At 64.3% G+C, this 19,206-nt stretch carries 18 protein-coding genes; 9 read left to right on the top strand and 9 right to left on the bottom strand.

Annotated features, from left to right (window positions below):
- Position 1: 1 nt before the first annotated feature.
- Together ACYCVF_RS26705 and ACYCVF_RS26710 are read left to right on the top strand one after the other, a co-directional pair.
- Positions 2–598, top strand: coding sequence for a thiamine pyrophosphate-dependent enzyme (locus ACYCVF_RS26705; protein WP_459601345.1), 597 nt, complete (start codon positions 2–4; stop codon positions 596–598).
- A gap of 75 nt (positions 599–673) precedes the next feature.
- A complete protein-coding gene (locus ACYCVF_RS26710; protein ID WP_459601347.1) occupies positions 674–1,051 on the top strand; it encodes a VanZ family protein in 378 nt (125 codons plus the stop codon).
- 40 nt (positions 1,052–1,091) lie between these two features.
- Here the strand turns inward: ACYCVF_RS26710 and ACYCVF_RS26715 are convergent, their stop codons facing one another.
- The 7 genes from ACYCVF_RS26715 to ACYCVF_RS26745 all read right to left on the bottom strand — a co-directional run bounded on the left by ACYCVF_RS26715 (position 1,092) and on the right by ACYCVF_RS26745 (position 9,744).
- The gene (locus ACYCVF_RS26715) at positions 1,092–1,475 is read right to left on the bottom strand and encodes a DUF1236 domain-containing protein (RefSeq protein WP_061028470.1); all 384 of its coding nucleotides are present in this window, start codon (positions 1,473–1,475) and stop codon (positions 1,092–1,094) included.
- Between the two features lie 211 nt (positions 1,476–1,686).
- The gene (locus ACYCVF_RS26720; protein ID WP_459601350.1) at positions 1,687–3,489 is read right to left on the bottom strand and encodes an adenine deaminase C-terminal domain-containing protein; all 1,803 of its coding nucleotides are present in this window, start codon (positions 3,487–3,489) and stop codon (positions 1,687–1,689) included.
- A gap of 85 nt (positions 3,490–3,574) precedes the next feature.
- Positions 3,575–4,375, bottom strand: coding sequence for an NYN domain-containing protein (locus ACYCVF_RS26725; RefSeq protein ID WP_459601352.1), 801 nt, complete (start codon positions 4,373–4,375; stop codon positions 3,575–3,577).
- Positions 4,376–4,428: 53 nt separating this feature from the next.
- A complete protein-coding gene (locus ACYCVF_RS26730; RefSeq protein ID WP_459601354.1) occupies positions 4,429–5,928 on the bottom strand; it encodes a tripartite tricarboxylate transporter permease in 1,500 nt (499 codons plus the stop codon).
- Positions 5,928–6,416: a tripartite tricarboxylate transporter TctB family protein gene (locus ACYCVF_RS26735; RefSeq protein WP_459606681.1), complete on the bottom strand. Its 489-nt coding sequence runs from the start codon at positions 6,414–6,416 to the stop codon at positions 5,928–5,930. Before ACYCVF_RS26735 ends, ACYCVF_RS26730 begins: the two co-directional genes overlap by 1 nt.
- On the bottom strand, positions 6,413–7,381 hold the full coding sequence (locus ACYCVF_RS26740) for a Bug family tripartite tricarboxylate transporter substrate binding protein (RefSeq protein ID WP_459601356.1): 969 nt from the start codon (positions 7,379–7,381) through the stop codon (positions 6,413–6,415). The genes ACYCVF_RS26735 and ACYCVF_RS26740 overlap by 4 nt, the downstream gene beginning before the upstream one ends.
- Before the next feature lie 233 nt (positions 7,382–7,614).
- Entirely contained in the window at positions 7,615–9,744 is a 2,130-nt protein-coding gene (locus ACYCVF_RS26745; RefSeq protein WP_459601358.1) for an acetate--CoA ligase family protein, read from the bottom strand.
- 350 nt (positions 9,745–10,094) lie between these two features.
- Here ACYCVF_RS26745 and ACYCVF_RS26750 point away from each other — a divergent pair, with 350 nt between their 5' ends.
- The 3 genes from ACYCVF_RS26750 to frc all read left to right on the top strand — a co-directional run bounded on the left by ACYCVF_RS26750 (position 10,095) and on the right by frc (position 14,030).
- Positions 10,095–10,790 carry a GntR family transcriptional regulator gene (locus ACYCVF_RS26750; protein ID WP_459601811.1) on the top strand — a complete coding sequence of 232 codons (696 nt, stop codon included), beginning with the start codon at positions 10,095–10,097 and terminating at the stop codon, positions 10,788–10,790.
- Between the two features lie 75 nt (positions 10,791–10,865).
- A complete protein-coding gene (oxc, locus tag ACYCVF_RS26755; RefSeq protein WP_459601360.1) occupies positions 10,866–12,599 on the top strand; it encodes an oxalyl-CoA decarboxylase in 1,734 nt (577 codons plus the stop codon).
- Positions 12,600–12,752: 153 nt separating this feature from the next.
- Positions 12,753–14,030: a formyl-CoA transferase gene (gene frc / locus ACYCVF_RS26760; protein ID WP_459601361.1), complete on the top strand. Its 1,278-nt coding sequence runs from the start codon at positions 12,753–12,755 to the stop codon at positions 14,028–14,030.
- Positions 14,031–14,335: 305 nt separating this feature from the next.
- Here frc and bioB read toward each other — a convergent pair whose 3' ends face one another.
- Complete coding sequence (gene bioB / locus ACYCVF_RS26765) at positions 14,336–15,337, bottom strand: biotin synthase BioB (protein WP_459601363.1); 1,002 nt, start codon at positions 15,335–15,337, stop codon at positions 14,336–14,338.
- 183 nt (positions 15,338–15,520) lie between these two features.
- Here bioB and ACYCVF_RS26770 point away from each other — a divergent pair, with 183 nt between their 5' ends.
- The 4 genes from ACYCVF_RS26770 (at position 15,521) to ACYCVF_RS26785 (ending at position 17,716) form a co-directional block, all read left to right on the top strand.
- Positions 15,521–16,210 carry a hypothetical protein gene (locus tag ACYCVF_RS26770; protein ID WP_459601365.1) on the top strand — a complete coding sequence of 230 codons (690 nt, stop codon included), beginning with the start codon at positions 15,521–15,523 and terminating at the stop codon, positions 16,208–16,210.
- Between the two features lie 130 nt (positions 16,211–16,340).
- Positions 16,341–16,784: an SRPBCC family protein gene (locus ACYCVF_RS26775; protein ID WP_459601367.1), complete on the top strand. Its 444-nt coding sequence runs from the start codon at positions 16,341–16,343 to the stop codon at positions 16,782–16,784.
- 70 nt (positions 16,785–16,854) lie between these two features.
- Complete coding sequence (locus tag ACYCVF_RS26780; protein WP_459601369.1) at positions 16,855–17,040, top strand: hypothetical protein; 186 nt, start codon at positions 16,855–16,857, stop codon at positions 17,038–17,040.
- A 97-nt stretch (positions 17,041–17,137) separates the two neighbouring features.
- Positions 17,138–17,716, top strand: a complete 579-nt coding sequence (locus tag ACYCVF_RS26785) for a c-type cytochrome (RefSeq protein ID WP_459601371.1) — start codon at positions 17,138–17,140, stop codon at positions 17,714–17,716.
- Between the two features lie 167 nt (positions 17,717–17,883).
- On the opposite strand, the gene ACYCVF_RS26790 is transcribed toward ACYCVF_RS26785, so the two are convergent.
- On the bottom strand, positions 17,884–19,188 hold the full coding sequence (locus tag ACYCVF_RS26790) for an Hsp70 family protein (RefSeq protein ID WP_459601373.1): 1,305 nt from the start codon (positions 19,186–19,188) through the stop codon (positions 17,884–17,886).
- Between the last annotated feature and the right edge of the window lie 18 nt (positions 19,189–19,206).

Consider the following 19,206-nt stretch of genomic DNA (forward strand, 5'->3'; position numbering starts at 1 on the left):
GATGGAGAGTCGCAACACCAAGGTGATGAACCGCTTCGACCTCACCTCGCGCCTGATCGGAAAGTTCAAACACGAGGAAGCCGTGATCGGCGGCATCGGCAACACCAATTTCGATCTGTGGGCGGCCGGCCACCGCCCGCAGAATTTCTACATGCTGGGCAGCATGGGGCTCGCCTTTCCGATCGCGCTCGGCGTGGCGCTGGCGCAGCCTAGCCGCCGCGTCTTCGCGCTCGAGGGAGACGGCTCGCTGCTGATGCAGCTCGGCGCACTGTCGACGATCGCGGCCCTGAAGCCGAAGAACCTCACGATGATCGTCATGGACAACGGCATCTACCAGATTACTGGTGCGCAACCGACACCGGCCGCGAACGTGGCCGACATCGTCGCCATCGCCCTCGGCTCGGGCCTCGCCAACAGCGCCTGGGCCGCGGACGAAGAAGATTTCGAGCGCCTGGTCGAGGACGCGATGGCGGCGTCCGAACCCAGCCTGATCGCCGTCAGGATCGACGACAAGCCGGGTGTGGGCACCACCCGCCGGGACCCCGTGCAGATCCGGGAACGCTTCATGCACGGGCTCGGTGTGCGCGAGCCACTTTAACATTTCGTCATTAACTACAGTCGATCTGATGGGGGGAGTGTACGGCCCGCTGCAAATCTGTGCTAAGCGAGCCGGATGTCCATATTGGTTCGTTCCATTGCCTGGCTGCTCGCAGCCGCCGTCACTTTCGCAACTCTCGGGCCGCCGGGCCTGCGGCCCCATTCCGATCTCGGCCAGGATGGTGAACATGCCCTCGCTTTCATCCTGGTGGGCCTCGCCTTCGGCCTCGCCTATCGGCGGCACCGCCTGTCGATTGCGGCGGCCTCGATTGTCCTGATCGGCGTGCTCGAGCTGATGCAATTTTGGGCACCTGGGCGCCATGCGCGACTGGAGGACTTTCTGGTCGACGCGCTCACCGCCTGCGTCGGCTTTGCGCTCGCGGCCGCGGCCGATCGGGTCATGACCCGGCTTCGCGCAAATGCGGTCCTGACGAGCGAAGGCCCCGCGGAGTGACGCTCCGCAGGGCCCCATTCAACGCACAAGCTTGCGCCTGTCAGTCGATGATCTTGACGACGCGACGCGTGCGTGGCTCGACGATGACGCGGCGGTCGTTCACGACCGCATAGCGATACTCGGTGTAGTTCGGCACCGGGCGCAGCACCACGGTCGGAGGCAGGGGCTCGCCGACGACGACGCGCTCTTCCACGACAACCGAGTCACTGCGCGGAATCCCGCCGAGAATCGCATTCGGAATTTCGAGACCGGCGCCGACGGCCGCACCGACGGTGCCGCCGACCATTGCGCCGATGGGGCCGCCGATGTCGCCGCCCGCGCGCGCGCCGTCCCTGGCGCCCTGTTCGGTCGTCGACTGGGCAAAGGCTGCGCTCGAAGCCAGCAGCGAGGCGGCAGCCAACGAAATCGCAAGACGGGTTTTCATGTCCTTAAGTCTCCAGTGATTGTTATGCGCCTTCAACCGCGGGGCCGAAGCATTGTTCCGGTTCCCCCGCGACCAAAGGCGCGCGACCAATCGACTGTTAAGCCGTAACAGTTCAGACTGCGGGATCTCATGCCCACAGGCAGTCGCGAGCGCGAACATCGCCGCCTGATCTCAGGCCTTGTCGCCATGCGATTTGGAGATTCTCGTGAGATCACTCGAACAGCGGTGCCAGTTCCATCTGCGGCACGAGCACGAGGCCCTTGTCGGTGATGCGAATTTCCGGAATGACCGAAAGCGGAATCAGATTGAAGCCCATGTAGGGGATGGTGCAGCCGGCCTCTGCCCATTCCTTCTTGAGTGCCTTGACCTCTTCGGCCACCTCGGTGACGCGCTTGTCCGAGAGCAGACCCGCGATCGGCAGCGGCACCATCGCCCTCACCTCGCCATCGGCAACCACGCAAACGCCGCCCTGCTGATCCCTGATCGCGGCGATCGCGACCTGCATATCGCCCTCGTTGGTTCCGGCGACGATGATGTTGTGACTGTCGTGCCCGACGCTGGAGGCCACTGCGCCGCGCTCGAGGCCAAAATCCTTGAGAAGGCCATGGGCAACATTGCCGGCCGACTTGCCGTGTCGCTCGACCACCGCAACGAAGCACAGGCCATGGCGCGCGAACAGCGACGGCCAATCCTTCGCCGGCTCAATCGCGAGCTTCTCATGGATCAGTGTGATGCCGGGCAGCGCTGTCTTGATCGCGTTGACGGTGCAGGCCTTCGCAGGCAACTCCGGCGTCAGCGTCACCTTCCCCGGCAGCTTCACCGTCGCGTAGGCCGCCTTCGGATATTGGTAGCGCTGTGACAGCGCCTGATCGAGCCGAGGCGTGATCTTGCCGTGCTCGACCACGAGCTCGCCGCCGTACCAGGTGCATCGGGGCTTGAGCTGATCGTCCATCAGCACGAGATCGGCGCGGCGACCGCCACCAAGCCCGCCGATATCGCCATCCATGCCGAAGCGCGTGGCGCCGTGCAGCGAGCCCATCGACCAGGCCTGCTCCGGTGACATCCCCGCCTTCACCGCTTCGCGCACGACCCAGTCCAGACCGAACAGCAGGAGATCGTCTGCGTCGCGGTCGTCCGTGCACACGGCGGTGCGCTTGCGCGAAGCCCCGAGCTCAGTGATGGTCCGGATCGCCTGTGGCAGCGAATGCCAGGGCGTCGTCGGCGGGCCGCCGCGCAAAAACACCCAGACGCCGGCGTCGAGCAGATCGTCCGCAATGTCGCGGTCGATCGCCTCGTGCGTGTCGGTAACGCCGCTCGCCGCATAGGCAGCGACGAATTCTCGGCCATAGACGTGGCCGGACACCGGCCGGCCTCGTTTCAGCGCCGCCGCCAGAATGGCGTGGCTGCGCTGGTCGCCCATCGTAACCGGAACGAAGTCCATCTTCTCGCCGAGTGCCACCGCTTCCGGCCAGCGGTCGAACAGGCCGGCGATCTTGTCCGGCGTGAGATCGCCGCCCGCAGTCTCCAATTCCGCCGATGTCGCGGGCACGGTGCTCGGCACCGTCAAGAAGATCGAGAGCGGCGCCTCCCGCGCGTCCTCCAGCATCGCCTCGACGCCGGCAACGTCCATGACGTTGCCGATCTCATGGCTGTCGCAGAAGATCGTGGTGGTGCCGTTGAGCAGCGCGGCCTCCGCATAGGCGCAGGCCGTCACCATCGAGGATTCGATGTGGATGTGCGGATCGACCAGGCCGGGCGCGATGATGCCGCCGGCAACATCATAGAGCGGCACGTCGCTCCAGACCTTCTTCGCTGTGCCGGCCGGCTTCACAGCGGCGATACGGCCGCCGGTGATCCAGACCTCCCGTCCCGGATGGATGCGCTCCGAATAGGTCGAGAGCACCCGCGCACCTGATATGACGAGATCAGGCGCAGCGCGCGCCGAAGCGACATCAGCGAGGCGCCGCGTCATGCTGTGCAGCGGCGCAACGGAGAAACGGGTGAGTCTGGTCATCGGGGCTCTCGGGTGACGTTACGGCCGAGCGATGGTTACGCCCGGCCCCACCCCGGGCAAGCGCAAATTTAGCGGCAGGCCCTGATTATGTCTTCGGCGCCGAAACACCGGCCGCCCCCGTGCCCGAAGGCCTGCGCGGGTTCCGCCTTCGCCTCGGCGGTGCGGCAGTGGGCTTGACCCGAATTCGCATTGAACGGCCTTTTGGCTCGTCGATCTCGAACGCATTCGTCTTTCGCACGAGGTCGCTCAGCTTGCGGAAGCCGAACGTCCTCGGATCGAAATCGGATGCGAGATTGGCGAGCTGGCGACCGACTTCCCCGAGCGTCACCCATCCATCCTCACTCTCCATCTGCGTGATCACCTTCTTGATGATGGGCGTGGCGGCATCAAGCGGCTGAAGCGACGTCGATCTCGAGGCGGCATCCTGGGTGGTCGCAGGGACGGCCAGCAGATTTTCAGTGTAGACGAATCTCCGGCAGGCCTGCCTGAAGCTTTCCGGCGTCTTCTGCTCACCGAACCCGAAGACATCGATGCCCTGCTCGCGGATGCGGGCGGCCAGCCGGGTAAAGTCGCTGTCGGACGAGACCAGGCAGAAACCGTCGAACCGGCCGCTGTGAAGCAGGTCCATCGCGTCGATGACCAGGGTTATGTCGGACGCATTCTTTCCCGTCGTATAGGCGAATTGCTGCTGCGGGATGATGGCGTGCCTGGACAGAATGTCGGCCCAGGCCCTGGATCGCGCATTGGAGAAGTCGCCATAGATGCGTCGGACGCTGGCCTCGCCGATCTTGGCGATTTCCTCGAACAGACCGTCCGCGATCTTCGCGGAGGCATTGTCGGCGTCGATCAGTACGGCCAGACGGGGCGAGCGAAGTTCCGATGGCATGGCATTTCCTCACAGGATGTACGCAGCATTAGAACATGCGTGCGTCGGAACGGCTAATCCTCGCTCGCCTTGAACCGCCCGAGTCCCTTCAACACGAAGGGCGCGAGCAGCGCGATCAGAGCCACCGCCAGCAGCGTCGCCGAGATCGGGCTCTGGACCAGCGTCATGGGATCGCCGAGGCTGATCGCAAGTGCTCTGCGCAACTGGCTTTCGGCGATCGGGCCCAAGATCAGGCCGACCACAACCGGCGCGATTGGAAAGTCGAAACGACGCATTAGGAAGCCGAGCACGCCGAAGCCAGCCAGCATCGACAATTCGACAACCGACGGCTTTGCCGCGATGGTGCCCATGGTCGCGAAGACGAGGATGCCGGCATAGAGCCACGGCTGCGGTATCGCGAGCAGTCGCACCCACAGGCCGACCAGCGGCAGGTTGAGCACCAGCAGCATGCAGTTGGCGATGAAGAGGCTCGCGATCAGACCCCACACCAGATCGGGCCGCTCGGCGAACAGCAGCGGCCCGGGGTTGAGGCCATATTGCTGAAAACCTGCCAGCATCATCGCGGCGGTCGCCGAGGTCGGCAGGCCGAGCGTGAGCAGCGGCACCAGCGTGCCGGCAGCGGAGGCGTTGTTGGCGGCTTCCGGCCCCGCGACGCCTTCGATCGCGCCCTTGCCGAACTCCTCCGGATGCTTTGTCAGCCGCTTCTCGGTCGAATAGGACAGGAAGGTTGGAATCTCGGCACCGCCCGCGGGCAGCGCGCCGATCGGGAAGCCGAACATGGTGCCGCGCAGCCACGGCTTCCACGAGCGCTTCCAGTCTTCCTTTGTCATCCACAGCGAGCCACGCACCGGCTCGAGCTTCTCCTCGGTGTGGTGGCGGCGTGATGCGACGTAGAGCGCCTCGCCCACCGCGAAAAGCCCGACCGCGAGCGTCGTCACCTCGACGCCGTCGAGCAACTCGGGGACGCCGAACGCAAGCCGCGCCTGGCCGGTCAGCTTGTCGATGCCGACGAGCCCGAGCGTCAGGCCGATGAACAGGCTGGTCAGGCCGCGGACCGGGGAATCCCCGAAGGTCGCCGACACCGTGACGAAGGCAACGCACATCAACGCGAAGTAATCCTCTGGGCCAAAGCGCACGGCGAAGTCGACCAGCCACGGCGCGAGGAACGCCAAACCAATCGTGGCGATGGTGCCGGCGACGAAGGAGCCGATCGCCGATGTTGCAAGCGCCGGCCCGCCACGGCCGGCCTTGGCCATCTTGTTGCCTTCGAGCGCGGTCGCCATCGAGGCGCTCTCGCCGGGCGTGTTGATCAGGATCGCAGTGGTCGAGCCGCCATACATGCCACCGTAATAGATGCCGGCGAACATGATCAGCGAGCCGCCAGGGTCGAGCTTGTACGTCACGGGCAGCAGCAGCGCGACCGTCAGCGCCGGCCCGATGCCGGGCAGCACGCCCACGGCCGTGCCGAGGAACACGCCGATCAGCGCATAAAGCAGGTTCATTGGCTGGACGGCGACGGCCATGCCATGCGCCAGCGCCGCAAAAGTGTCCATCACAGCAGTCGCTCCAGCGGACCGGCCGGCAGGCTCAGCGTCAACAGGCGGTCGAACGCGAGATAGATGAGGGTCGACATCACGATGGCGATGATGCTGTCGGCCAGGACGGCACGACGCCCAAAGGCTGCTGACGTCGTCACGAACAGCACGGACGTCGCCAGGATGAAGCCGCCGCCGAAGCCGATGATCGCGATCAGCAGCGCCAAGCCGACCAGGATCAGAAACACCGGCACTGGATCGGCGCTCTCGCGCGCCGGCAGATTACCGCGCACGGCGTCGATGAAATTGCCGATCGCCAACAGCGCAAGGCCGCTGGCGACCACGATTGGCATCGCCTCCGGCCCCATCCCGTACATCGCGGTAGTTGGCAGACCGCGTGCATCCCAGACCAGCACTACGGCGAGCACCGCGAGCAATGCAGCGATGACGATGCCGGCGCGATCGACGCGCTGCGGCGGCTGCTGCGCGGGATCGCCTGAGCTCATGACTTGACGAGACCGACCGATTTCAGCACGTCGGTGACGCGCACCGTTTCCTTCTTCAGGAAGTCGGCGAAGGCGTCGCCGCCGAGATAGGCATCGTCCCAGCCCTTCTGCTTGAGAATCCCCTTCCAGGCGTCGGACTTCACCATCTTCTCGACCGCATCGCTCAAGGTCTTGCGCTGCTCCGGCGTGATGCCGGGAGGCGCGACCACGGAGCGCCAATTGGCGATCACGAGATCGATGCCCTGCTCCTTGAAGGTCGGAATGTCGCTGCCTGCGATGCGTTTTTCCGAGGTCACGCCGATTGCGCGCAGCTTGCCGGACTTGATCTGTCCTTCATATTCGCTCAGCCCCGAAATGCCCGCGCTGACCTTGCCGCCGAGGATCGCCGCCAGCGATTCGCCCCCGCCGGAGAACGGAATGTAGTTGATCTTCTTCGCATCTGCGCCGACCGCGCCGGCGAACAGCGCTGCCATCACATGGTCCACTCCGCCGGCCGAGCCGCCGGCAAAGGTGACCTTGGCGATATCGGCCTTCACCGCGGCGGCGAGATCCTGCGCATTCTTGATCGGCGAATTCGCGGGAACCACGATCACCTGGATCTCCTCGGTGAGGCGGGCGATGGGCGTCACCTGCTCCAGCGTCACCGGCGACTTGTTCATGGCGAGCGCGCCCACCATGACGAAGCCGTTGACCATCATCTGGTTGCCGTCGCCCTTGGCGCCGTTGACGAACTGCGCGATGCCGACGCTGCCGCCGGCGCCGGGAACGTTAGTGACCTGCACACTGCGCGCAACGCCCGAAGCCACCAGCGCCTGCTGCATCGAGCGCGCCGTCTGGTCCCAGCCGCCGCCCGGAGCTGCCGGCGCCATGAGTTTGAGCTCGAGCTGCTGGGCAAAGACCGGATGGGCTGCCGCCAGGGTCAGCGCGACGGCCGCGCCGGCAAGGCGCGCGGGGATACGGAACATGGGGGCATCTCCAGGCTCATGCGGACGTTTGCCGCATTGTGTCGTTTGGTCGCATATCAACCAAAACGGCTGATGCTGTCCAGTGACATCCCCTCGGCGCCCCGGTCGGCCCGGGCGTCGGCATTGCTCCGCCAATTGGGGCGAGAAATGGACTCGCGGAAAGTCCCCTCACCCGGATTCGAGCGCGCTCGAATTCCACCTCTCCCCGCAAGCGGGGAGAGGCGAAGTAGTGCTCAGAGCAGCCCTGCGCCGCGCGCCCATTTGTACTTGGCGCCGAGCACCTCGACCGGCAACTCGGTCGAGTAGGCATAGGCCGGGATGCCGTTCTGGTAGAGATACTCGGCAGCTTCCTCGACCTCGACGTCGCCGGCGAGCGAGGCGACCATGGGCTTCACGAAACCCTTGGCCTCCATCTCCTTCTTCACCTCGACCATGTTGCGGGCGAACACCATCGGCGGGGTGACGATGGTGTGCCAGTAGCCGAGGATCAGCGCGTGGATGCGCTCATCGGAGAGACCGAGCTTCACCGTGTTGACGTAGGTGATCGGCGGCTCGCCGCCGGTGATATCAACGGGATTCCCGGCCGCACCGAACGGCGGGATGAACTTGCGGAAGGCCGCATCGAGATCCGGCGGCATCGGCATCAGCGACAGGCCATTGTCGACGCAGGAGTCCGACAGCAGCACGCCAGAGCCGCCGGCACCGGTGATGATCAGCACGTTCTCACCCTTCGGCGTCGGCAGCACCGGCACGCCGCGGGCGAATTCGAGCAGCTGGCGCAGCGAGCGGGCGCGGATCACGCCCGACTGCGCCAGGACGTCCTCATAGATCTTGTCGTTGCCGGCGAGTGCGCCGGTGTGCGACGAGGCCGCCTTGGCTCCGGCCGAGGTGCGGCCCGCCTTGAGCACGACGACCGGCTTCTTCTTGGAGACGCGCTTTGCGGCTTCCGCGAAGGCGCGGCCGTCCTTGAGGTCTTCGCAGTGCTGCGCGATCAGATTGGTGTTGGGATCCTGCTCGAAGAAGGCGAGCAGATCGTCCTCGTCGATGTCGGACTTGTTGCCGAGGCCGACGATCGCCGAGACGCCCATCTTGGCCGAGCGCGAGAAGCCGATGATGGCCATGCCAATGCCGCCGGACTGCGAGGACAGCGCCGCGTGACCCTTGACGTCATAGGCCGTGCAGAACGTCGCGCAGAGGTTGGCGGGCGTATAGTAGAAGCCGTAGATGTTCGGCCCCATCAGGCGGATGTCGTACTTCCTGCCGACCTCGACGATCTCGGCCTGCAGCTCCGGTGCGCCAGCCTCCGCGAACCCCGACGGGATCAGCACCGCGCCGGGAATCTTCTTCTCGCCGCATTCGGTGAGCGCTGCGGCCACGAACTTCGCGGGGATCGCGAACACCGCGACGTCGATCACGCCCGGCACGTCCTTGACGCTCTTGTACGCCTTGTAGCCGAGGATTTCGGCCGCCTTGGGATGGATCGGATAGATATCGCCCTTGTAGCCGCCGTTGACGAGGTTCTTCATCACGGAATTGCCGATCTTGCCGTCCTCGGCGGAGGCGCCGACCACGGCGACCGCCTTCGGCTGCATGATGCGGTTCATGGCCGCGACGATCTCCTCGGTCGGGCGCGGCTTGGGCTTCGGCTTGTAGGCGAAGTCGACCACGATGCGCACGTCCGCGGCGGTCGCGCCCTTCGGCGTCGCGAACACCGGGTTGAGGTCGAGCTCGACGATCTCAGGAAAATCGGTGACGAGCTGCGAGACCTTCACGATGATTTCGGCGAGCGCCGTCCGGTTGACCGGCTCGCTGCCGCGCACGCCCTTCAAAATCTCATGCGCCTGGATGCCGTCGAGCATCGAGAGCGCGTCTTCCTTGGTCGCGGGCGCGAGGCGGAAGGTGATGTCCTTCAACACTTCGACCAATACGCCGCCGAGGCCGAAGGCGACCAGCTTGCCGAACGAGCCGTCGGTGATCGAGCCGACGATGACCTCGGTGCCGCCCGCCAGCATCTGCTGCACCTGGACGCCTTCGATCTTGGCGTCGGACTTGTATTTCTTGGCGTTGGACAGAATGGTTTCGTAGGCCTTCTCGGCCTCTTCAGTGGTCTTGAGGCCGACGATGACGCCACCGGCTTCGGTCTTGTGGAGGATGTCCGGCGAGACGATCTTCATCACGACCGGGAAGCCCATCGCAGAGGCCATCTTGCCGGCCTCGCCCGCCGACTTCGCCACGCCCTCCTTCGGCACCGCAATACCGTAGGCGTCGCAGACCAGCTTGCCTTCCGGCGCCGTCAGGCTGGTGCGGTTGTCCGCCTTGACCTGGTCAAGCACCTTGCGGACGGCATCTTTGGAATTGGACATGTGGCTTCTCCCTTGACCTCAGTTCGTTCTTTTCAAAGCGCGCGCGTGGTTAGCGGCTGCCCGTGATGCTTGCCATTCGCCGCGCTCTGTTCCATGGAGCGGAACGGACTGGCATCACGCCGAGACTGCTCCGCCGGTTTGGATCAAAAATGGCTGGCGATGGCATTTGGTATGCCAGAAGCCACATTGTCAAGCCGATGCGCACCTTAGAACTCAGCAAAAAATCGCCAGCTTGACATTCTGGCATGTGGTATGCCAAAAACTTTCCCGTTAATATTCCTGTAAAAGACGACTCCCACTGGAGGAGATTCGTCGTGTCACTACGGAAACCAACCAAGGCGTTGCCGAACATGGCCGAGGCAGACATCGCAATCGTTCGCATTGCCCCGGAGAGCAGCTTCAAGAGCAAGGCGTACGACGCCTTGAAGGAAGCCATCCTCAAGATGGACATCTACTCGACGCCGGAGCCGGTGATGCTGGACGAGCGCGCCCTCTCCGAACGTCTCGGCGTCAGCCGCACGCCGATCCGCGAAGCCATCGCGATGCTCGAGCAGGACGGTTTTGTGAAGACGGTGCCGCGTCGCGGCATCATGGTGGTGCGCAGGACCAAGAGCGAGATCGTCGACATGATCCGCGCCTGGGCGGCGCTGGAGAGCATGGCCGCGCGCCTCATCACCACGACCGCACGCAAGAAGGACATCACGGCGCTGCGCGACTTCTTCAAGGACTTCAGCAAGGACCGCCTGCCCGAGGATCACGTCGAGGAATATTCGCGCGCCAACATCGCCTTCCATCAGGCGCTGATCTCGCTCTCGGAATCCCCGGTGCTGGTCGATCTCACCAACGACCTGCTGCTGCACGTGCGCGGCTATCGTCAGCTGACCATCGGACGCAAGGACCGCACCGCGACCTCCCTGCCCGAGCATCTCGGCATCATCGAAGCGCTGGAAGCGCGCGACACCGAGCTCGCCGAGAAGCGGGCCCGCGACCACACCCTCGGCCTTGCCGCCTACGTCGAAGCGCACGGCCAGGAACTGTTCACGTAGCTCATACCTAGCAAACGCTCACCAGAAGGGCGAAACACTCGCCCCAACGACCTTGAGACCAGGGAGACAAGGCCCATGCTGAATACCGCGACCAAGTCCGAAGCACCGGGCACCGAGCAGGAACTGACCGATGGCTTCCATCTGGTCATCGACGCGCTCAAGCTGAACGGCATCAACACCATCTATAATGTGCCGGGCATCCCGATCACGGATTTGGGCCGCATGGCGCAGGCCGCCGGCATTCGCGTGATCTCCTTCCGTCACGAGCAGAACGCCGGCTACGCCGCAGGCATCGCCGGCTACCTCACCAAGAAGCCCGGCGTCTGCCTCACGGTCTCGGCGCCCGGCTTCCTCAACGGTCTCACCGCGCTCGCGCACGCCACCACCAACTGCTACCCGATGATCCTGGTCTCGGGCTCCTCGGAGCGCGAGATCGTCGACCTCCAGCAGGGCGACTACGAGGAAATGGACCAGCTCGCGATTGCAAAGCCGCTTTGCAAGGCGGCCTATCGCGTGCTGCACGCCCAGGACATCGGCATCGGTTTCGCGCGCGCGATTCGCGCCGCGGTCTCGGGCCGTCCCGGCGGCGTCTATCTCGACCTGCCGGCAAAACTGTTCGGCCAGGTGATGAACGCCGAGGCCGGCCGGAAGTCGCTGGTCAAGGTGATCGACGCCGCGCCCGCGCAGATCCCCTCGCCCGCTTCGGTCAAGCGTGCGCTCGACGTGCTGAAGAGCGCCAAGCGTCCGCTGATCATCCTCGGCAAGGGCGCGGCCTACGCACAGGCCGACGAGGAGATCAGAACCTTCGTCGAAAAGAGCGGCGTGCCGTTCCTGCCCATGAGCATGGCCAAGGGCCTCCTTCCCGACACGCATCCGCAGTGTGCCGGCGCGGCCCGTTCGACCGTGCTGAAAGACTCCGACGTCGTGATGTTGATCGGCGCGCGGCTGAACTGGCTGCTCTCGCACGGCAAGGGCAAGAGCTGGGGCGAAGCGCCCAAGAAGTTCATCCAGGTCGACATCGAGCCGAAGGAGATGGACTCCAACGTCGAGATCGTCGCACCCGTCGTCGGCGACATCGGCTCGGTCGTCTCCGCCTTCAACCAGGCGCTTGCGTCGGGCTGGACCGCCCCGCCCGCCGAATGGACCAAGGCCATTTCGTCCAAGCGCGAAGAGAACGTCGCCAAGATGGCGCCGAAGCTCATGAACAACAAATCGCCGATGGACTATCACGGCGCACTCGGCGTGCTGAAGAACGTCATCAAGGAATACCCCGAGGCGATCCTCGTCAACGAAGGCGCCAACACGCTCGACCTCGCCCGCGGCGTCATCGACATGTACCGTCCGCGCAAGCGTCTCGACGTCGGCACCTGGGGCGTGATGGGCATCGGCATGGGCCAGGCGATCGCAGCCGCGCTCGAGACCGGCCATCCCGTGCTGGCGGTGGAAGGCGACAGCGCGTTCGGCTTCTCCGGCATGGAGGTCGAGACCATCTGCCGTTACAATTTGCCGATCTGCGTCGTCATCTTCAACAATGACGGCATCTATCGCGGCACCGACGTCAACGGCGCAAACGCCGACCCGGCGACGACGGTGTTCGTCAAGGGCGCGCGCTACGACAAGATGATGGAAGCCTTCGGCGGCGTCGGCGTCAACGCGACCTCGCCCGACGAGCTCAAGCGCGCCGTGAACGAGGCGATGAAGTCCGGCAAGCCGACGCTCATCAACGCCGTGATCGATCCGGCCGCGGGCTCGGAGAGCGGCCGCATCGGCAACCTCAATCCGCAGAGCGTCCTGCAGAAGAAGAAGTAACCGACCGCCGGGTCATTCCCCGCGCAGGCGGGGAATCCAGTAACCGCCAGACCACCTGTGTGGCGAGCACTGAGCCCAACTGAAACGACAGCGAATACTGGATGCCCGCCTTCGCGGGCATGACGGAAACAAAGTGGTAACAGGAGCAACACGATGACCAAAGCGCTCGAGGGCGTTCGCATTCTCGACTTCACCCACGTTCAATCAGGCCCGACCTGCACCCAGCTGCTGGCCTGGTTCGGCGCCGACGTGATCAAGGTGGAACGTCCGGGCGTGGGTGACATCACCCGCGGCCAGCTGCAGGACATCCCGAACGTGGACAGCCTGTATTTCACCATGCTTAACCACAACAAGCGCTCGATCACGCTCGACACCAAGAACCCCAAGGGCAAGGAAGTCCTCACCGAGCTGATCAAGAAGTGCGACGTGCTGGTCGAGAATTTCGGCCCCGGCGTGCTCGACCGCATGGGCTTCCCCTGGGAGAAGATTCAATCGATCAACCCGAAGATGATCGTGGCCTCGATCAAGGGTTTTGGCCCCGGACCATATGAAGACTGCAAGGTCTACGAGAACGTCGCGCAGTGCACCGGCGGCGCCGCCTCCACCACCGGCTTCCGCGACGGCGTGCCGCTCGTCACCGGCGCGCAGATCGGCGATTCCGGCACCGGCTTGCATCTGGCGCTCGGCATCGTCACCGCGCTCTATCAGCGCACCCACACCGGCAGGGGCCAGCGCGTCACCGCCGCGATGCAGGACGGCGTGCTCAACCTCTGCCGCGTCAAGCTGCGCGACCAGCAGCGCCTCGCCCATGGTCCGCTTAGGGAGTACAGCCAGTTCGGCGAAGGCGTGCCGTTCGGCGATGCCGTGCCGCGCGCCGGCAACGATTCCGGCGGCGGCCAGCCCGGCCGCATCCTGAAGTGCAAGGGCTGGGAGACCGATCCCAACGCCTACATCTACTTCATCACCCAGGCTCCGGTCTGGGAGAAGATCTGCGACGTGATCGGCGAGCCCTCGTGGAAGACCGATCCGAATTACGCCAAGCCGGCCGCGCGCCTGCCGCGCCTCAACGAGATCTTCGGCCGCATCGAGCAGTGGACGATGACCAAGACCAAGTTCGAGGCGATGGAGATCCTCAACAAGGACGACATCCCCTGCGGCCCGATCCTGTCGATGAAGGAGATCGCGGAGGACCAGTCGCTCCGTGCGACCGGCACCGTCGTCGAGGTCGACCACCCCACGCGCGGCAAGTACGTCTCGGTCGGCAACCCGATCAAGCTGTCGGACAGCCCGAGCGAGGTCGAGCGCTCCCCACTTCTCGGCGAGCACACCGACGAGGTCCTGCGCTCGGTGCTCGGCTTCTCTGACCATCAGGTCGCCGAGATCCACAAATCCGGCGCGCTCGACCCACCGCAGAAGCAGGCCGCGGAGTAAGCGACAGCGCATTGAACGAGACGAAAGGGCCGCCCGAAGGGGCGGCCCTTTTGCTTGGGAAGGCGGCGCTAACAGGCGCATCACGAAAAAAAGGAAAAACAACCCCATGCACAGTAGCCATCCCCTTGGATCCAAAGGAATTTCTCTTTAACAGAAATATCTTTGACGCGTCGGGCAAAACAGGGGTAATATGAAATGATCCAAAAGAGTTTCGGCTGTCGTTCCTTTGTCTGGCGTCGATCTCGAACGGACAACGGCCACGCGCAATCGAAATGCCGCCCGCGACTTTCCAAAAGGACCATGCCTCAAAGAGCTTCCAGCCCGAGCCGGCGGAACAGCTTTGCATCGGCCTCGTTCTGCGGATTGCCCGCCGTCAGCAACGTGTCGCCGACGAAGATCGAGTTTGCGCCGGCAAAGAAGCACAGCGCCTGCATCTCGTCGGTCATGGCCGAGCGTCCTGCCGAGAGCCGCACGAATGCGGCCGGCATCATGATGCGCGCCAGCGCGACGATGCGCACGAACTCGATCGGACCGATCGGCGGCGCTTTCGCCAACGGCGTCCCCGCAATGGGGATCAGCATGTTGATCGGCACGCTCTCCGGCGCTTTCGGGAGGTTGGCGAGCGTGACCAGCATGTCGACGCGGTCCTGTTCGCTCTCACCCATGCCGAGGATGCCGCCGCAGCACACCTTCATGCCGGCCTCGTGGACATGCGAAAGCGTATCGAGACGATCGGCGAATGTGCGGGTGGAGATGACGCTCGGATAGTAGCGCTCCGATGTATCGATATTGTGATTGTAGTAGTCGAGCCCGGCCGCGCTCAGCCGGTCGGCCTGCCCGCGGTCGAGCATGCCGAGCGTCATGCAGGTCTCGAGCCCAAGCTGCTTCACGGCACCGACGACCTCGACGATGGCATCCATGTCGCGCGGCTTCGGATTGCGCCAGGCCGCTCCCATGCAATAGCGCGTCGCGCCACTCTCCTTGGCTTTGCGCGCCTCGGCGACGATCTTCTCGACCTCCATCAGCTTGGAGGCCGCAACAGCCGTTGAATGATGCGACGACTGGCTGCAATAACCGCAGTCTTCCGGGCAACCGCCGGACTTGATGTTCAGCAGCCGACTCAACTGCACGCGATTTGGGTCAAAATGCTCGCGGTGCACGGATTGTGAACGGAACAGCAGATCGTTGAAGGGAAGCTGGTAGACCGCCCAGGCATCCTGGCTGGTCCATTCCTGCGTTGCCGCGCGAGCCGGGGATTTTTCTTGTGAGGGGATTGGTTTGGTCTCCCCTGCTTTCGCGCCGAGCATCACACATCTCCTGACAATGCAGCGGGACCATCGCTCGATCGCGAGTTTGCGCCAGCCGCAAGGCCGCTTTCGCTCGTGAGTTGGACGAGAACGATAGCGGAATTGTGGCTTCGATTGCCAAGCGTCGACACCTTGCCAGCGCGGTTGGCGTTGAGGCAATGTGCCGGAGAAAGGGAGGTCAGCATGTCACTGCTCGGCAAGGCCGCCGTCGCGATGTGGTGGAGTGTTCGCGGCGAGCAGCGCAGCGAGTTCGGCGACTGGCATTCGCATGAGCATTTTCCGGAGCGGATGAGCATTCCCGGCTTCCGGCGCGGGTCGCGCTGGAGCAGCACGACGGACGCGGAGGGTTTCTTCGTGCTCTACGAGCTGGAGCAATACGAGGTGCTCACATCCAAGGGATATCTCGACCGGCTCAACGCGCCGACGCCGTGGTCGACGAAGATGATGCCGCACCATCTCGGCATGGTGCGCAGCCAGTGCCGGCTGATCGAGAGCTTTGGCGGTGGCGTGGCGGCGTCGCTTGCGACGATCAGGCTGTCGCCGCACGCCGGACGTGACGCGGGGTTGCAGGCGCACCTCGCGAACACGCTCGGCACATTGGCGCAGAAGCCGGGGTTGACCGGCGCTCACCTGCTCCACACCGACACGCCGCGGACGAGCGCGCCCACCGCCGAACAACGGATCCGCGGCAGCGACGGTGCCGCCGACTGGATCGTGCTGCTCTCGGGCTACGACGCCGATGCGATCGAGGACGTGCTCGCAAGCCCGCTTTCGCCGGGGTCGCTCGGCACCATGGGCGCGCAGGCCAATCCGACGATCGGCCGCTATCGGCTGGCGTTCACGATGACGCCGCAGGATGTCGCGGTCACCTGACCACCTCGCACGGACACGGTAAAAAAATCCGGGCACCCCTGTCGGATCGGCGACTTCCCCGTCGTCCTCGTGACATGAATGGGCCATAGACGCCGATCCTGGGCCCATCGATCACCGAGGATAAAAAAACATGCCCAGCACTGTCCGCCTGCACCGCGTCCTGACCACCAGCCCGGAGAAAGTCTATCGCGCCTTCCTGGAGGCCGATGCGATGGCGAAATGGCTTCCGCCCAACGGGTTCACCTGCACCGTGCATCATCTGGAACCCAAGGTCGGGGGCACGTTCAAGATGTCGTTCCGCAATTTCACGACGGGCAACAGCCATTCGTTCGGCGGTGAATATGTCGAGCTCGTTCCGGGCGAACGTCTCCGCTACACCGACAAGTTCGACGATCCCAATCTGCCGGGCCTGATCGAAGTGACCGTGACACTGAAGAAGGTCTCGGTCGGCACCGAGATCGACATCACGCAGGCCGGCATCCCGGACGTCATTCCGCCGGAGGCGTGCTATCTCGGCTGGCAGGAGTCGCTGCGCAATCTGGCGAAGCTCGTCGAGCCCGAGATCAATCAATAGCAACGGCATCAGCATCGTAGGGTACGCAAAGCGACTTGTCCGTCGTAGCTCGAAGAGCGAAGGCGGAAGCGTGCCCACCAATGCTCTCAACCTCGAAAAGATGGCGGGCACGGCGCGCGAAGAGCGCGCCTTTGCCCACCCTACGCTGTTCGGCCAGTGCATGCCGGTCTATCCACCTCGTCATTGCGAGCGCAGCGAAGCAATCCAGAATCCCTCCGCGGAAAGACTCTGGATTGCTTCGCTGCGCTCGCAATGACGGAGAATGAGGAAACGCTCCGCGAGAACAACTCGCATCGAGTCGTTGCGCGCCCTTCGCGAGCCCGCCATCCAACGCTCTCTCAACCCCGCAAAAGATGGCGGGCACGGCGCTGCGGGCCTTTGCCCAGGCGACGGCACTGGTGGGCGGTCTTGATGTGCATCAAACCGTCAAAACGGCAAACCAGCTAGGAGCAGAGGTCATCCCTGCCGGCCTCGGAGGCGATACGATGAGATCTTCTATCGAATGGTTGATCATTGCCGGTCTTGCCGCTGGTTTCGCGGCTGCTGCCAAGGCCGAAGAGGTCGACATCGGGAAGGCGGAATTTCAGTCTTCATGCGCGAGTTGTCATGGCGCCGACGCGAAGGGCAAAGGACCGGTCAGCGGCCAGCTCAGGACACCGCCTTCCGACTTGACCATGCTGGCCAGGAACAACAACGGGGTGTTTCCCACCAACGCCGTTTACGAGACCATATACGGTTCGAAATCAGTCCCGGCTCACGGCACGCGTGAAATGCCGGTCTGGGGCGAGCGGTTCAACCCCATCATCAACCTGCCTCACGCCGTCGATTCCTATTATTGGCAAAAGGCCGGGCCGCAGCAGAACCCGGAGGTCGTCGTGCGGACTCGCATTCTCGCCGTGGTCGATTACCTGAACCGAATTCAGCAGAAATAGCGGCCAAACAGCGCCGCTCGCCACCTGCTACGCGACCGTCGCCAAGCGCGAGGAGATTGGATGAATCGTCATCGCGCTTTAGATTACTGTTTGAGCATGATCTCCGCGCAAACGCATTCTGCGTTTGTCGCGAGGGAAATCCGCTTCACACTTTTCCGGATCATGCTCTAACTTGCTGCCCAACGATCCGCGTCGGGACTATGCCCGATCAGCGCAAGGCCATAGGCGATCGACTCGAACTGGTCGCCGGACATCAGCCGCTCGTTGCCGAACCGCTCCGCGAAGAGCTTTCGCACGGCGGGCACGAAGGACGTGCCGCCGGTCAGGAACACCTTCTCCACCTCGCGCGCGGCAATGCCGGCTTCGCCCAGCACCTTGTCGACGGTGGCGCCCAGCCGCGCGATGTCGTCTGCAATCCAGGCTTCGAAATTCTTCCGCGTGATGGCCGCGCCGATCTCGACGCCGCCGCCCTCGAAGCGGAAGTCCACCTCGTCCTGTTTCGACAGCGCGACCTTGGCGTCGGACACGGCGCGGTAGAGCGAAAAGCCGAGATCGAGATCGACGATGGTGATGAAATCCTCGAGCAGCTCCGGCTTCAGCGCGGTGCGCGCGAGTTCGCGGAGTTCGCGCAGATCGCCGTTGCTCTTCATCATCGCGAGCTGATGCCAGCGCGCGAGGTTGGTGTAGTGGCCGCTGGGGATCGGCAGCACCTTGTCAAACGAGCGGAAGCTGGAGCCCTTGCCGAGCCGCGGCGAGATCACCCGATCGACGATGCGATAGTCGAACGTGTCGCCGGCGATGCCAATGCCGGCGTGACCGAGCGGTTCGGCCCGCAAGACACCGCCTGAGCGGGAGAACCGCATCACGGAGAAATCGCTGGTGCCGCCCCCGAAATCCGCGACCAGCACGGTGGCGTCGCGTTCCAGACGGCGGGCGAACGAGAACGCCGCGCCCACGGGCTCATAGACGTAGCGGGCGTGGCCGGCACCCAGGCGCTCGAAAGCGGCCCGGTAACGCTGCATCGCCAGTGCCTCGTCCGGATTGCCGCCGGCGAAACGCACCGGGCGGCCGACCGTGATGTTCGCCGCGTCGAAGCCGAACTTCTCCCCGCCATGGCGCGCCAGCGTTCGCAGGAAGGCCGCCAGAATATCCTCGAACTTGTAGCGCTGCCGGAACACCTGAGTGGTGTTGAAGCTGCTGCTCGCTGCAAACGTCTTGAACGATTGGAGGAAGCGATAGACGTGACGCCCTTCGAGGAACTGCTCGATTGCCCACGGGCCGCCTTCGGCCTGCGCGCCGGCGCCCGGCCGATCCTCCCAGAAGCACAGGGCCGACACATAGACGCTGTGGCGCTGTCCGCCGTGATCGAAGCGGATGGCCTCGACACGGCGGTCGTCCGCCGCGAGGGCAACGACCGTATTGCTGGTCCCAAAATCGATGCCGATCGAGACGGCGGGCGAGGCGCTCGACATGAACCACTCTGACTGATG

It is taken from the genome of Bradyrhizobium cedriense (assembly GCF_054602315.1).

Excerpts from the sequence above, each read along its gene's own strand:
- ACYCVF_RS26705 (WP_459601345.1), top strand. The coding sequence starts at position 2 with ATGGAGAGTCGCAACACCAAGGTGATGAACCGCTTCGACCTCACCTCG.
- ACYCVF_RS26710 (WP_459601347.1), top strand. The coding sequence starts at position 674 with ATGTCCATATTGGTTCGTTCCATTGCCTGGCTGCTCGCAGCCGCCGTC.
- ACYCVF_RS26715 (WP_061028470.1), bottom strand. The coding sequence starts at position 1,475 with ATGAAAACCCGTCTTGCGATTTCGTTGGCTGCCGCCTCGCTGCTGGCT.
- ACYCVF_RS26720 (WP_459601350.1), bottom strand. The coding sequence starts at position 3,489 with ATGACCAGACTCACCCGTTTCTCCGTTGCGCCGCTGCACAGCATGACG.
- ACYCVF_RS26725 (WP_459601352.1), bottom strand. The coding sequence starts at position 4,375 with ATGCCATCGGAACTTCGCTCGCCCCGTCTGGCCGTACTGATCGACGCC.
- ACYCVF_RS26730 (WP_459601354.1), bottom strand. The coding sequence starts at position 5,928 with ATGGACACTTTTGCGGCGCTGGCGCATGGCATGGCCGTCGCCGTCCAG.
- ACYCVF_RS26735 (WP_459606681.1), bottom strand. The coding sequence starts at position 6,416 with ATGAGCTCAGGCGATCCCGCGCAGCAGCCGCCGCAGCGCGTCGATCGC.
- ACYCVF_RS26740 (WP_459601356.1), bottom strand. The coding sequence starts at position 7,381 with ATGTTCCGTATCCCCGCGCGCCTTGCCGGCGCGGCCGTCGCGCTGACC.
- ACYCVF_RS26745 (WP_459601358.1), bottom strand. The coding sequence starts at position 9,744 with ATGTCCAATTCCAAAGATGCCGTCCGCAAGGTGCTTGACCAGGTCAAG.
- ACYCVF_RS26750 (WP_459601811.1), top strand. The coding sequence starts at position 10,095 with ATGGCCGAGGCAGACATCGCAATCGTTCGCATTGCCCCGGAGAGCAGC.
- oxc (WP_459601360.1), top strand. The coding sequence starts at position 10,866 with ATGCTGAATACCGCGACCAAGTCCGAAGCACCGGGCACCGAGCAGGAA.
- frc (WP_459601361.1), top strand. The coding sequence starts at position 12,753 with ATGACCAAAGCGCTCGAGGGCGTTCGCATTCTCGACTTCACCCACGTT.
- bioB (WP_459601363.1), bottom strand. The coding sequence starts at position 15,337 with ATGCTCGGCGCGAAAGCAGGGGAGACCAAACCAATCCCCTCACAAGAA.
- ACYCVF_RS26770 (WP_459601365.1), top strand. The coding sequence starts at position 15,521 with ATGTCACTGCTCGGCAAGGCCGCCGTCGCGATGTGGTGGAGTGTTCGC.
- ACYCVF_RS26775 (WP_459601367.1), top strand. The coding sequence starts at position 16,341 with ATGCCCAGCACTGTCCGCCTGCACCGCGTCCTGACCACCAGCCCGGAG.
- ACYCVF_RS26785 (WP_459601371.1), top strand. The coding sequence starts at position 17,138 with ATGGCGGGCACGGCGCTGCGGGCCTTTGCCCAGGCGACGGCACTGGTG.
- ACYCVF_RS26790 (WP_459601373.1), bottom strand. The coding sequence starts at position 19,188 with ATGTCGAGCGCCTCGCCCGCCGTCTCGATCGGCATCGATTTTGGGACC.